This is a genomic window from Brachybacterium alimentarium, from assembly GCF_002332425.1.
Classification (GTDB): domain Bacteria; phylum Actinomycetota; class Actinomycetes; order Actinomycetales; family Dermabacteraceae; genus Brachybacterium; species Brachybacterium alimentarium.
On the sequence record NZ_NRGS01000011.1, the window covers coordinates 90,350 to 103,252 of the forward strand.

At 72.4% G+C, this 12,903-nt stretch carries 15 protein-coding genes; 8 read left to right on the forward strand and 7 right to left on the reverse strand.

What is annotated here, in order from left to right; all coding sequences use genetic code 11:
* Nucleotides 1–120: 120 nt before the first annotated feature.
* Nucleotides 121–978: a hypothetical protein gene (locus tag CIK71_RS07845; RefSeq protein WP_096164637.1), complete on the reverse strand. Its 858-nt coding sequence runs from the start codon at nt 976–978 to the stop codon at nt 121–123.
* Nucleotides 979–1,095: 117 nt separating this feature from the next.
* Here CIK71_RS07845 and CIK71_RS07850 point away from each other — a divergent pair, with 117 nt between their 5' ends.
* From CIK71_RS07850 to CIK71_RS07885, 8 genes are all read left to right on the forward strand, one after another.
* On the forward strand, nt 1,096–1,503 hold the full coding sequence (locus CIK71_RS07850) for an ArsR/SmtB family transcription factor (protein WP_096164638.1): 408 nt from the start codon (nt 1,096–1,098) through the stop codon (nt 1,501–1,503).
* 2 nt (nt 1,504–1,505) lie between these two features.
* A complete protein-coding gene (locus CIK71_RS07855) occupies nt 1,506–1,988 on the forward strand; it encodes an SRPBCC family protein (RefSeq protein WP_096164639.1) in 483 nt (160 codons plus the stop codon).
* A gap of 143 nt (nt 1,989–2,131) precedes the next feature.
* On the forward strand, nt 2,132–2,887 hold the full coding sequence (locus CIK71_RS07860) for a GNAT family N-acetyltransferase (protein ID WP_096164640.1): 756 nt from the start codon (nt 2,132–2,134) through the stop codon (nt 2,885–2,887).
* A 47-nt stretch (nt 2,888–2,934) separates the two neighbouring features.
* Nucleotides 2,935–3,399 (forward strand): hypothetical protein, encoded by a 465-nt coding sequence (locus tag CIK71_RS07865; protein WP_096164641.1) that lies wholly within the window; start codon nt 2,935–2,937, stop codon nt 3,397–3,399.
* A gap of 53 nt (nt 3,400–3,452) precedes the next feature.
* Nucleotides 3,453–4,568 (forward strand): PLP-dependent cysteine synthase family protein, encoded by a 1,116-nt coding sequence (locus tag CIK71_RS07870; protein ID WP_096164879.1) that lies wholly within the window; start codon nt 3,453–3,455, stop codon nt 4,566–4,568.
* Between the two features lie 65 nt (nt 4,569–4,633).
* A complete protein-coding gene (locus tag CIK71_RS07875; RefSeq protein WP_096164642.1) occupies nt 4,634–4,972 on the forward strand; it encodes a hypothetical protein in 339 nt (112 codons plus the stop codon).
* A gap of 2 nt (nt 4,973–4,974) precedes the next feature.
* Nucleotides 4,975–5,784: a nitroreductase family protein gene (locus tag CIK71_RS07880; protein WP_096164643.1), complete on the forward strand. Its 810-nt coding sequence runs from the start codon at nt 4,975–4,977 to the stop codon at nt 5,782–5,784.
* Between the two features lie 195 nt (nt 5,785–5,979).
* Nucleotides 5,980–6,372 carry an SIP domain-containing protein gene (locus CIK71_RS07885; protein ID WP_096164644.1) on the forward strand — a complete coding sequence of 131 codons (393 nt, stop codon included), beginning with the start codon at nt 5,980–5,982 and terminating at the stop codon, nt 6,370–6,372.
* A gap of 37 nt (nt 6,373–6,409) precedes the next feature.
* Here CIK71_RS07885 and CIK71_RS07890 read toward each other — a convergent pair whose 3' ends face one another.
* From CIK71_RS07890 to CIK71_RS07915, 6 genes are all read right to left on the reverse strand, one after another.
* Nucleotides 6,410–7,681, reverse strand: coding sequence for an acyl-CoA dehydrogenase family protein (locus tag CIK71_RS07890; RefSeq protein WP_096164645.1), 1,272 nt, complete (start codon nt 7,679–7,681; stop codon nt 6,410–6,412).
* On the reverse strand, nt 7,681–8,898 hold the full coding sequence (locus tag CIK71_RS07895) for an acetyl-CoA C-acetyltransferase (protein ID WP_096164646.1): 1,218 nt from the start codon (nt 8,896–8,898) through the stop codon (nt 7,681–7,683). The genes CIK71_RS07890 and CIK71_RS07895 overlap by 1 nt, the downstream gene beginning before the upstream one ends.
* 153 nt (nt 8,899–9,051) lie before the next feature.
* Complete coding sequence (locus tag CIK71_RS07900; protein ID WP_096164647.1) at nt 9,052–9,897, reverse strand: ABC transporter permease; 846 nt, start codon at nt 9,895–9,897, stop codon at nt 9,052–9,054.
* Entirely contained in the window at nt 9,894–11,051 is a 1,158-nt protein-coding gene (locus tag CIK71_RS07905; protein ID WP_096164648.1) for an ABC transporter substrate-binding protein, read from the reverse strand. The genes CIK71_RS07900 and CIK71_RS07905 overlap by 4 nt, the downstream gene beginning before the upstream one ends.
* Nucleotides 11,048–11,755: an ABC transporter ATP-binding protein gene (locus tag CIK71_RS07910; protein WP_096164649.1), complete on the reverse strand. Its 708-nt coding sequence runs from the start codon at nt 11,753–11,755 to the stop codon at nt 11,048–11,050. The genes CIK71_RS07905 and CIK71_RS07910 overlap by 4 nt, the downstream gene beginning before the upstream one ends.
* Nucleotides 11,752–12,903 carry an acyl-CoA/acyl-ACP dehydrogenase gene (locus tag CIK71_RS07915; protein WP_141393703.1) on the reverse strand — a complete coding sequence of 384 codons (1,152 nt, stop codon included), beginning with the start codon at nt 12,901–12,903 and terminating at the stop codon, nt 11,752–11,754. Before CIK71_RS07915 ends, CIK71_RS07910 begins: the two co-directional genes overlap by 4 nt.

A 12,903-nucleotide genomic window follows, 5' to 3' on the forward strand; every position in this document is an offset into this window, starting at 1 on the left:
GGCGCCCTCGGCACCGCGCTGGACAGGGATCCTCGGCGCCGCGCAGCACAGGGCTCCCCCGGCGCCGCTCGGCGGGAGGATCCCGGGAGCAACCGTCACGCGATGCCGCAGGAGGAGACCTCAGGCGACGCCGTAGTAGAGGACCTCGCCGCTGTACGTCTCCACACCGAGTCGGAACTCGTCGATCTCCTGCGAGGGCACCACGTAGAGGGCGCGGAACTCGGCGCTCTCCCCGTCGGACAGGGGCTTCACGGCGCGCAGGGTGTCCGGCAGGAGGCCCTCGGCGACATCGTGGAAGTAGGTCCGGTCGGTCTCCCCGGCGAGCCAGAGCTCCTCGACGGGGGCGAACTGGCCGGGACCGTCGTACCGGGCCTCATAGGTGACCTCGACCAGCTGGAACCCGTCTTCCAGCAGACCGTCCTCGCCGGCGCGCGGCAGCGTGGCCTCGAGGTCGACCTCTCGCGCGCTCACGCTGAGCGTGCCCTCGGTCCAGACGGTCCAGCCGAAGGTGTGCTCGCCGACGTCGCCGGGGTGGTCGTACCCGCCGGTGCCGTCGGTCAGCTCCTCGCCCTGCGCGTCGGTGACCGTGCCGGGCTCCTTCGTCCGCGGGCTCTGCTCGTCGGCCGGCGCCTGAGTGGCGGGCGGGGCTGCATCCGGTGCGGGAGCGGGGTCGCCCCGGAGCAGCGACAGCACCCCGCCGACGACGAGCGCGGCGACGGTGACGGTGACGACGGCCTGCAGGGCGACGATGGCGAGGATCGACCAGGGGGTGAACCGTCGGCCGGGATGCTTCACCGGCCCGGACTCCGCCGAGGCTCCCGGCACACCCTCCGGCCCCGCGAAGAGCGAGTCGCCGAGATCGCCCGGGCCGACGGGCTCGCTCTCGCGCCGGTCGGGCAGCTCGACGGGCGCCGGCTCCGCGGGGACGGAGGCGCCGTCCCAGTCGTAGTCGGGCCGAGGCCCCCGGTGCTGCGTCACCCCCCGAGCATAAGTGCGGACAGGACCTCCCGTCCCCGGGGATCCGACAGGCCCAGCAGCGCACCCGATCACATCGGGCTCTTGCAACGCACAACCATTTGGTTGTAGATTCCGGGTATGGACACGATCGACGAGGAGCGGGCCGACGCCTGGTTCCATGCCCTCTCCGACCGCACGCGGCGCGACATCCTGCGGCGCGTGATGCGGGGAGAGCAGTCGGTCTCATCGCTGGCCAGGAACTACTCCATGAGTCTCACGGCCGTGCAGAAGCACGTCGTGACCCTCGAGCGGGCAGGCCTGATCACGAGGCGTCGCAGCGGCCGGGAGACCCTGGCCAGCGGCCAGGCCGGAGCAGTGCGGTCCGCCGCGCGGCTCCTCGCCGAGCTGGAGGACGTCTGGCGCGAGCGCATCGCCCGCATCGACGACCTCCTGGGCGCGGAGGCAGCCTCCTTGCCCGCAGCACCGCAGCATCCGCCGGCAGCGCAGCATCGTGCGGCGGCCTCATCGCCCCCTCGGAAGGACTGACCATGCCTGTCACCGACATCCGCCACGATCTCGACGCCCTCACCCTCACGATCACCGCGGAGTTCGCCGCCCCTGTCCAGCGCATCTGGGAGATCTACGCGGATCCGCGCCAGCTCGAGAAGGTCTGGGGCCCGCCGGAGTTCCCCGCCACGGTGGTCGACCACGACCTCGCTCCGGGCGGCCGCGTCACCTATTACATGACCGGCCCGGAGGGCGGGCGGCACTACGGCTACTGGACGGTGCTCGCGGTGGAGGAACCGGAGTCCTTCACCTACGAGGACGGCTTCGCGCACGAGGACTTCTCCCCGAACACCGATCTGCCCGTCTCGACCTGCGTGAGCACCTTCGCAGCGCAGGGGGACGGCACGCTGGCCACCTATGTCACCAGCTTCGCGTCCCGCGAGGGGCTGCAGACCGTGCTCGACATGGGTGTCGAGGAGGGCTCGCGCACGGCGATCGATCAGATCGACGGTCTCATCGCCTGATCAGCAGGTCGTCGCGGATCGCGCCACGCGTCGTCACGCCGCGTGACACGATCCGCGGCGTCCGCGCCCGCGGAGGGTAGCGTGTCGGGGGCATCTCCCGGCCTCGCGAGGCCGGGCCTCACCGGCTCGATCGAGGAGCACGCATGGCCCTGCAGAACGCGCAGAACGGGCAGGCTGACCAGCCCGGACCGGCCGAACGCACCGAGCACGCCGACGCACTCGGCGACCCCGTGCTCGACAACCCTGTTTGGTCCTCGCTGACCGGGCGTCACGCCCACCTGGCCATCGGGAACGAGCTGGTCCGGCATTTCCCGGCGGACGTCTCGCCGTTCGTCGGGGTGAAGGACTGGGAGCACCCGGAGGTCTGGGACGCGATCCTGGACGTGTTCGGGCACGACGCCGTGGTGGGCGTCTCCCACGCCGACCCGCTGCTCCCGGACGGCTGGACCCCGGTGTTCAGCATCCCCGGCGTGCAGCTGGTGCAGACGGACCGGTTCGAGGCCCGGCCGGACGACGAGGCGATCGAGCTCGGCGCCGCGGATTCCACCGACATGCTCTCCCTCGTCGAGCGGACCAAGCCCGGGCCGTTCCTCCCCCGCACCCATGAGCTGGGGCGGTACGTCGGGATCCGGCGCGCCGGACGCCTGATCGCCATGGCCGGCGAGCGACTGCATCCCGACGGATGGACCGAGATCAGTGCGGTCGCGGTCGACGAGGACTTTCGCCGCCAGGGGCTCGCCTCGCGGCTGATCCGCGATGTCGCCTTCCACATCCAGCAGCGCGGCGACCAGGCCCTGCTGCACGCCTCGGCCGGCAACACCGGAGCGATCGCCGGCTACGAGAAGCTCGGCTTCCGGCTGCGTCGCGAGGTGCTGTTCGGGGCGGTGCGCACCCCGTAGCCTCGACGGAGACCCCGCAGGAGCAGAACGCCCCGAAGGAGCAGCCGATGAGCACGTCGACCACTGTCCGGCAGGCCACGCCGCGCCGGGTGCCCCGATGGGCCCACGCGAGCGCATCGGTCCTGCTCGGCCTCGCCTTCGTGCTGCGGCTGGCCCTCGTCCCGGTTCCGCTCACCCTCGGCCTCGTGCTGTTCCTCGTGGTGGCGGGCCTGTTCGTCGTCGTCTCCCTCACGATGCAGATCCGCTGCTGGGGCACGCTGCTCGCCCCGGCCCTCACCCCGGCCCGGATCGTCGTCTCGGTGTTCTCCGTGGCGCTCGTGCCCCTGCTGGCGAACTTCCCGACGGAGGTCGCCCTGCCCTGGCGCATCGCGGTCACGATCCTCCTGCCGGTGACGCTGTACACCCTCCTCCGCTGGGACGATGCCCGCACGGTGGAGCTGCTCGGCGACCGTGCTCGACGCGAGGACAGGCGGTGCTCGACCTCCTCCACTGCCACCGCCTCGACCGTCTGACGCCGACCCCGAGGGCGGTCCGCCTCGTGACGGCACCCGGGTACCGTCGTCGCATGGATGAACAGCCGACCCTGCTGACGCAGCTCGAGGACGTGGACCGCAGCGACGAATCCCTGCGGGCGTGGGTGGCGGAGCGGATACGCCGCCTGGATGCCGACGACCGCCGCTCCTCCGACACGCATCTGATCAAGGCCGAGCTGCCGGCCGACTGGGGCATCGAGCTGTACCTCAAGGACGAATCCACACATGCCTCGGGCAGCCTGAAGCACCGGCTGGCCCATTCGCTGTTCCTGTTCGCACTGGTCAACGGCTGGCTGCGCCCGGGCATGCCGGTCATCGAAGCATCCTCCGGCTCGACCGCGGTCAGCGAGGCGCACGTGGCTCGGATGCTCGGCCTCCCCTTCATCGCCGTCGTCCCGCGCGGCACCAGCCTGCGCAAGATCTCGCTCATCGAATCAGCGGGTGGGCGCTGCCATTTCGTGGAGCGGGCCGAGCTCATGAGCAGCGAGGCCGCGCGCCTGGCGCAGGAGCAGGGCGGCCTGTTCCTGGACCAGTTCACCCACGCCGAGCGGGCCACCGACTGGCGCGGGAACAACTCGATCGCCGTGAACGCCTTCGCTCAGCTCGAGCTGGAGCCCCACCCGGTGCCGCGCTGGATCGTCGTCGGCGCCGGGACGGGCGGGACCAGCGCGACCTTCGGCCGCTACCTGCGGTACCGGAGCCTGGACACGTCGCTGTGCGTCGCCGATGTCGAGAACTCCGCCTTCTTCGGCGGCTGGGTGCAGGGCGATCCGTCGGTGACCACCGAGACCGGCTCGCGGATCGAGGGCATCGGCCGGCAGCAGATGGAGCCGAGCTTCGTCCCGGAGGTGGTGGACCGGATGATCCGGGTGCCCGATGCGGCCTCGGTCGCCGGTGCGCGCCATCTCTCCGAGAAGCTCGGCCGACGGGTCGGTGCCTCGACCGGCACCAACCTGGTGGCGACCGCGAAGCTCATCACCCAGATGCGTGAGCGCGGCGAGCAGGGCTCCGTGCTGACGCTGCTGTGCGATCCGGGCGACCGGTACTCGGACACCTACTTCGACGACCACTGGGTCGCGGAGCAGGGCTGGGACCTCGCGCCGTGGCGCGCCGAGCTGGAGCGGATGCTTCCGATCCTGAGCGTCTGAGCCGGGTCTCGGCCGCCCGTTCGGTCCACCAGGTTCCCTCGCGGCGCTCCGCCCGGCATGCTGGCATGGTGCACACACTCCTCGTCCGCACGGCGGTACGCACCGGTACGGCGGCGTACACCGTCAACGGCGCGCTGGGGCTGTCCGTCGCCGTGGGCGCGGTGGACACCTCGACCATGCGCTGGCTCCACCACGGTCTGTACATCGCGACCGTGACCTCGACCCTGCTGGCGATCGCGACCGCGACCCTGCGACGGGATCCGTCCGCACTCGCCCTCGCCCCGGCGGTCGTGCCCCTGTTCCTGCTGCAGCACCACGGGTCCCGGCCCTTGGGCCGCCACGCCCGCACCGCCGTGCTCGCAGCTCCCTGCTATGCCGGGGCGCTCGCCCTGGCCCGGAGGTGATGATGGAGTTCCTCGATGCCGTCTTCGGCCGACGCACGACCAACGGCCCCTTCCTGCCCGATCCCGTCCGCGAGGACCATCAGCAGCTGCTGATCCGTGCTGCGGCGGCGGCGCCCTCGCAGTTCAACAGCCAACCCTGGCGCTTCGTGCTGATCGAGGACCGTGCGACCATCGACCGCGTCGCGGCCCTCAGTGGCGAGAGCATGACCCAGGTGATGGGCGAGGGCACCTTCTTCCACCGCTATCGCAAGTACTTCCGCTTCTCCCGTCAGGAGATGGACCGCACGCGCAGCGGGATGCTCTTCGACCGGCTCCCGGCCCTGCTGCGCCCCTTCACCGGACAGGTGTTCACGGAGTCGGGGCAGAAGATGATGAACCGGCTGAGGGTGCCGCAGAAGCTCGGCGAGGAGAACCGGAAGCTCGTGGCCGGGTCCCCGCTGCTGGTCGGCGTGATGCTGGAGCGCGGCGAGTACCGGCCGGAGGCCCTCTCCGGGTTCTATTCGGTGTTCAGCATGGGGGCGGCGATGGAGAATCTCTGGCTGACCACCACGCAGCTCGGCATGGGCATCCAGTTCGTCTCCTTCCCGATGGAGGTCCCTGAGAACTGGCAGCAGATCGTCCAGCTGCTGGAGGTCCCCGACGATCTCGAGCTGATGGCGGTCTACCGGCTCGGCTACCTGCCGGAGAAGATGCGCCGGCCGGCGATCGACTGGTCGAGCCGGGAGCGGAAGCTGCCCTCCCAGTTCGTGTTCCGCGAGTCCTGCACCACCCCGCAGACGGGATGGGACGAGGACACCCGCCCGGGCACCTGACGCGCGCGACCGGGGGCATCGGTGGCCATCGGCGCCGCCGCCGCTGGCAGCCCTCGCTCCGAGTTCGGAGGGTCGGGTCCCGAGCGTGACGCCACCACCGTTCACATCTTAGGTGAGCCTTGCCTAAGCGTCAGTCGAGTCTCTACGCTGGGATTCCGGCGATCCGCCGACCCGTCGACCCCGCTGAGGAGCACCGTGCCCGCGCGCCCCGACCGTCACCTCCTGATCGGCGACGAGCAGGATCTGCCCCTGCTGCGCGCGCTGCTCCCCTCCTTCCCGCAGGACGCCTCCGGCGAGCTCGTCCTCGAGCTCCCTGCCGAGCACGGCCCGTTGCCCTCGACACCGCCCGGCATCTCCACCCGGATCCTCCCGTGCGAGCCCGGCACTCCGGGCGGACTGCGGGCCTGCGCGGCCCTCGACGCCTGGGCGGGCGAGTGGCTGCACGGGGACCACGCCCGCCCCGAGGCGCACTCGATCTTCGTGGGCCTGACCGGGAACCTGCTGGTCACCCGCCTCTGCGAGGCACTGGCGACGCGTCATCGCGGTCTGCACATGCATCGGCCCAGCCACGCCGGGTCACCGTTGTGACCGCAGGCGACGGCGAGCCGGGCGCACCCGGCAGTCCTCACACGAAGGCGCTGACCCCCGTGATCGAGCGGCCCACGATGAGCGACTGCATGGTGTCGGTGCCCTCGTAGGTGTGCAGGGCCTCGATGTCGCTGCGATGGCGCACCACACGGTTCTCCAGCAGGATCCCGGAGCCGCCGAGCAGGTCGCGGGCATCGGTCGCGATCTCGCGGGCCGCGCGGGTGTTGTGCACCTTGGCCAGTGAGGCCTGCTCGGGCCGGATGGCGCCGGCGGCCTCGAGCTCGGCGAGCCGCACGCAGTACAGCTGCATCGAGGTGAGGGTCTGCAGCATGGAGGCCAGGCGCACCTGGACGTTCTGGGCCTTGGCGAGCGGGCGACCGAACTGGATGCGGTTCTGCGCGTGCTCGAGGGCGGCCTCGTAGCAGGCGGTCGCGTGGCCGAGAGCGCCCCAGGCCACGCCGGCGCGCGTCGCGAACAGCACGCGAGAAGTGTCCTTGAAGGAGCGGGCGCCCGGCAGGCGGGCATCCAGCGGGATCCGCACGTCGTGCAGGGAGATGTGCGCCTGGTGGATGGCGCGCAGGGCGACCTTGCCGCGGATCACCTCGGCCTCGTAGCCGGGCAGCGACTGGTCCACGAGGAACCCGCTGACCTGGCCGTTCAATGCGGAGTCCGACTCGTCCTCCACCCGCGCCCACACCACGGAGAGATGGCAGTCCGCGCCGTTGCCGATCCAGCGCTTCTCGCCGCTGAGCACCCACGAGTCCCCGTCCCGGCGGGCCACGGTCTCGAGCGAGACGGAGTCGGAGCCGTGGTCGGGCTCGGTGAGCGCGAAGGCGCCATATTCGGTGCCGGCGGCGAGCGGCTCGGCCCAGCGCTGCTTCTGCTCCTCCGAGCCGAGCAGCATGATCGAGCGCAGCGCGAGCCCTCCCTGCACGCCGACCATGGTGCCGACGGAGCCGTCGATCCGCGAGAGCTCCATGTTGACCAGGCCTGTCGCGAGCGGTGTGAGGGAGCGGTGGCCGGGAACGTCGAGTCCGTCGGTGAGCAGATCGAGCTCGCCGAGACGCCCGATCAGCTCGATCGGGTACTCGCCGCGGTCCCACCAGTCGTTGATCCGCGGCAGCACCTCGTCGGCGAGCGAGCGGGCGTCCGCCCAGGCCGCGAGGTCGTCACCGGCGACGTCCTGGAACAGGGAGAGGTGATCGGCGGTGCGGGGCAGGAGGTCCGCCGGGGTGGCGGCAGAGGCGTCCGGCGCGGAGACGACGGCGCGATCGGTCGCGACGGAATCGCTAGTGCTGGTGCTGGTCATCAGGACATCCTCTCGATGATGAGGGCCATGCCCTGCCCGCCTCCGACGCACAGGGTGGCCAGGCCGAAGCGGCCCTCGCGCTCGCGCAGGCCGTTCAGCAGGGTGGTGGTCAGGCGGGCTCCGGTCGAGCCCCAGGGGTGGCCCAGCGCGATCGCGCCGCCGTGGACGTTGAGCTTGTCGTGGTCGATCCCGAGATCCTCGGCCGACGGGATGACCTGCGCGGCGAAGGCCTCGTTGAGCTCGACCAGGTCGATGTCGTCGATGGTCAGGTCGGCGAGCGCGAGGGCCCGACGGGTGGCCTCGACCGGGCCGAGGCCCATGATCTCGGGGCTGAGGCCGGAGACGCCGGTGGCGACCACGCGGGCCAGCGGCGTGATGCCGAGCTCCTTGGCGTACTCGGCCTCCATGATCACCAGGGCGGCGGCGCCGTCGTTGAGCGGGCAGCAGTTGCCGGCGGTGACGGTGCCGTCGGGACGGAAGACGGGGTCCAGGCCGGCCGCGGCGTCGAGCGTGACGCCGGCCCGCGGGGAGTCATCCGCGCTGATCACGGTGCCGTCGGGCAGGGTGACGGGCGTGATGTCGCGGTCGAAGAACCCGGAGGCCTTCGCGGCCTCGGCGCGGTTCTGCGAGCGCACCGCGTACTCGTCCTGGGCGGCGCGGGAGATCCCACGCAGCTCGGCGACGTTCTCGGCGGTCTGGCCCATCTGGATGTACGCGTCGGGCAGCTCGCCGTCCTGGCGCGGATCGTGCCAGGGGGCGGGGATCTCGCGGCTTGCACGCTTGTCGGTGCGCTCCCACGCCTCCCGGAACTGCGGATCGCGTGCGTCCTCCTCCATGAGCTTGCCGGAGCTCAGGGAGATCGACTCGACGCCGGCGGAGATCACGGCCCTCGCCTCGCCGGAGGCGATCGCGTGGAAGGCGGCGCGAGTGGTCTGGATCGAGGAGGCGCAGAACCGGGTCACGGTCGCACCGGGCACCGAGTCCAGGCCGAGACGGATCGCGACGGTCCGGGCGAGGTTGCCGCCCTGGTAGCCCTCGGGGATCGCACAGCCCAGCTGCAGGTCGTCGATGGTGGACGGGTCCAGCTCCGGGACCTGGTCGAGGGCGGCCCGGATCATCTGGGCCGCGAGGTCGTCCGGTCGGACGTCCTTCAGGGAGCCCTTGCGGGCGCGGCCGATGGGTGAGCGGGCGGTGGCGACGATGACGGCCTCGGGCACGGAGATCTCCTTCGATGGCGGCAGACGTGGACGCGGGCACGACATCGGCGGAGCCGAGCGGCCGCGACCAGCTTTCCCGATACTAAGGGTTCTAGATACTTCGTGGGAAGTCGGGGGCCCGCGCGGCCGACCGGGCGGACGCCGTGCGGCCGCTCAGGCAGGCAGAGGGCGTCCGCTGCGGCGGCGCGGGGTCAGCAGCAGGCGAGCCAGGGCGTCGATCGCAGCGCCGAGTGCTCCGATCACGAGGATCACCACGATCATCTCGTCGTACGCGAGGCGGTCGCGGGCGTTGAGGATCTCGTAGCCGAGGCCGCTGGTGACCCCGAGCATCTCGGCCGGCACCAGCACCACCCAGGAGATCCCGAGGGCCATGCGCACCGACTGCAGCACCGCCGGGCGCACGGAGGGCACCACCACGGTGCGCAGGATCTCGCCGCGGCGCGCTCCGAGCGTGTGGGCGACGGCGATGAAGCGCTGATCGATCGACATGACGGCGGAGGAGGTGCCCAGCACGATCGGCCAGACGGCGGCGGCCGCCACCAGGAACACCACCGGCGCGGAGCCCACGCCGAGCAGTGCCACGGCCACGGGGGCCCAGGACAGCGGCGAGATCATCCGCACGAACTGGACCACGCCCCCGCTCGCCCATCGCGTGGGCCGATGCAGCCCGATCAGCGCACCCAGCGGCACCCCGAGGACCGTGGCGATGAGGAGACCCAGCAGGAGCCGGGTCGTACTGGTCAGGAGGTCCTCGAGCAGCACACCGGTGGACAGCAGGGAGGCCAGCGCCTGCGGGACGCCCCAGGGGGACAGCGCCGCGAGCATGGGGCTTCCCGCACCGCCGACGGCCGTCAGGGCCCACCAGGCGAGGACCGCCGCGACCACGCCGAGCAGTCCCCAGGCCCAGGGGGCGGAGCGTCGGCCGTCGGCAGGCGGCGAGGCGCCGGCACCGGCGTGCGGCGCGTCGGCCGTCTCGAGGTCGGTGGGGGCGATGCTCATGGCGAGATCTCCTCGGGGTCGTCGAGGCCGGTCAGGGCCGAGGGGTCCAGGCGGCGGGCGGCATCGCGCAGCGCCCCGTCGTCGACAACGAGGCCGTGGGCGTCCTCCGCGTCGAGCCGGTCGAGCGCGCCGAGCGGGGCGTCCAGCAGCGTCGAGCGCATCTCCTCGACGAGCCGGGTGGTGAAGCCCGGCCGCAGGACCGGGGTGAAGTCGATGGTCTCGCCGTGCCAGTCGGGGTGCGCGACGTGCGCGTGCCCGGCATCGGGCCGGCCGAGCGCTGCGGTGATGGCCGGAAGGGGCTGCGGGAGATAGCGGCCGGAGAGCTCGGCGGCGACGGCCTCGCGGTCCTCGCGGCAGGCCTGCTGGGCGCGCACGAGGGCATTGGCGACGCCCTGGATCTGCTCGGGCGGCCGGCGCAGGAGCCCGCCGGTCGCGACGGTCACGCAGCAGGGGTGGGAGCGCCAGACGTCGCCGAGGTAGCGGCCGATGGTGCCGATGCCCTTGCCCTCGGCCATCGCGTTGAAGGGATCCGCCACGGTGTAGCCGCCGATCGAGCCGGCGTCCAGGGCAGGGATCATGTCCGACGGGGCCATCGGCACCAGGGTGACCTCGCCGCGATCACGGGAGGCGGTGCGGCGCACGACGGGGGTGAGCCCCTCGGCGCGCAGCATCTGCTGGACGATGACGTTGTGGATCGAGTACCAGGCGGGGATCCCGATCGTGCGCCCGGCCAGTGCACCGACCTCGGGGACATCGCGGCCGAGGGTGAGTGCCGAACCGTCGACGTGATTGGCGCCGAGCACGCGGATGTCCGCACCGAGGTCCAGCCGCATCTGGAGGGCCATCGGGAACAGCAGGTGCACGAGGTCGACGCTGCCCCCGAGCAGGGTCTCCCCCATCGACGCCCACGAGCGCAGGCGGACGGGCTCGTCGACCTCGACCCCTTCCTCGGCGAAGAGGCCGCGCGCGTGGGCGACGAGCAGCGGTGCGGCATCGGTGATGGGCAGGTAGGCGATGCGCAGAGGACGGTCCGGATCCACCGGGGAGGCGCTGCTGCGGCGCACGCCGAGCCCGACGGCGCCGCCGGCCGCGCCGGACAGCAACAGCGATCCGCCCGCGCCGAGCAGGGCACGGCGGCTCGGAGCCGCTCTCACACCGCCGCCTGGACGGTGCCGCCGCGGTAGTGGGCGAGGATCTCCTGGCGTGTGGTGCCGGCCTCCCGGGGGCGCCACTGGGCGGTGAACCCGCGGGCGCCCTCGAGGTAGACGATGCGGTCGGCGACCACCAGGGCCTCGTCGACGTCGTGGGTGACGAGCACCGCGGCGATCTGCACCCGGGTGAGGACCTCGCGCAGCCACACCTGCAGGTCGGCGCGGATCGCGGGATCGAGGGCGGAGAACGGCTCGTCGAGCAGGACCACGCCGGGGTCCACGGCGAGCGCGCGGCCGAGGGCGACGCGCTGGGCCTGCCCGCCGGAGAGCTCCGCGGGCAGGGCGGCGGCGAGCTCTGCGATCCCGAGATCCTCGAGCAGCTCGCGCACGCGAGCGTCGCTGACGCGCCCCGCGTTCGCGGCGTAGCGGGCGCCGAGGCCGACGTTCTCGGCGACGGTCAGCCACGGGAACAGGTCCGGTGACTGCGGCACGAGCGCGGGCCGACGGGAATCGGCGAGGTCGATGCTGCCGGCCTGAGGCTCGTCGAGCCCTGCGAGCACACGCACCAGGGTCGACTTGCCCGCTCCGGAGGCGCCGAGCACGCAGACCGTCTCGTGCTCGCCGACGTCGAGGTCGAGACCGGCGAGCACAGGGGCCGGGGCGCCCGTGTGCCAGCGGGTCACTCCTCGCAGCGCGAGCTTGCTCATGGCCGGCTCCTGGCGCTGTCGTCGGCTGACACGAGGAGATGACGCAGATGGGTCTCCGTGGGCGACTGCACCGGGAGGAACGCCGCCTCGCGGGCGCGCCGCGAAGTGTCGGACGCCTGCGCGTAGCCGCGCCCGCCGACGGTCTTCTGCTCGAGCTGGGTCGCGCGCCCGGTGAGCAGTGCGACCTCGAGACGGACGCTGACGAGCTCGCGCGGCGAGACGGCCGCTGCAGCGGCGTCGGCCTCCCCTACATCCCCAGCATCCCTGGCATCCCTGGCATCCCTGGCATCCCTGGCATCCCTGGCATCCCACGCGGCGGTCCGGACCGTGCGCACCAGGTCATCGCGCAGCGACTCCCAGTCGGCGCGCCCGGCCGCGAGCTCGTCGGCCAGCACCCGCTGCGCGACGGGATCCGCCGCGGCCTCGGCGGCGTCGAGCGCCGCTCCCGCCAGTCCCAGGCACATCCCGCTCTGGAGCAGCAGGAAGGCGGCGCGAGCGCGGTCGCGGAAGTCCGGGACGTCCTGCGTGAGCACGTCCCCCGCCGGAACAGCGACCTGCTCGAGACGAAGCACGCCGGAGGACGTTCCGTCCAGCGCCATGAGCCCGACCAGCGGCGTCACGCCGACACCGGGGGCGTCCCGGGCGATGCGCACGATCGCGCGCCGGCCGTCCTCCCAGCGCACGGGCATCACGATCCAGGCGCCCTCGCGCAGGTTCGAGCACCAGGGCAGGACGCCATCGACCGCGAGCGAGCCGTCCGGACGATCGGTGGCGACCAGCGGGATCTCGCCGAGGCCGGCCTCCTCCTTGTAGGCGGGGGCCATGCCGGAGGCCAGGGCGAGCCTGCCCGCCTCGGCACCGTCGGGCGGCGTCGAGCCGGTGACCCAGTGGTACTCGAGCGCGGAATGGTGCCCCCACAGCGAGAACGCCGTGGCGGTGCAGCGCCTGGCCAGAGCGTGGATCAGCTCGACCTGGAGGGGCAGCGGCGCCGCGAGCAGCCCCAGCTCACCGAGCTCGCGCAGAGTCTCCCAGGGGTCTCCCCCCTCGCGATCGACGGCGCGGGCCCGCTCACCGGCCCGTTCGAGCACCGGCAGCGCTCCCGCAGGCAGCTCCGCGAGCCCCAGACGGGAGCGGACAGGGGCCGTCAC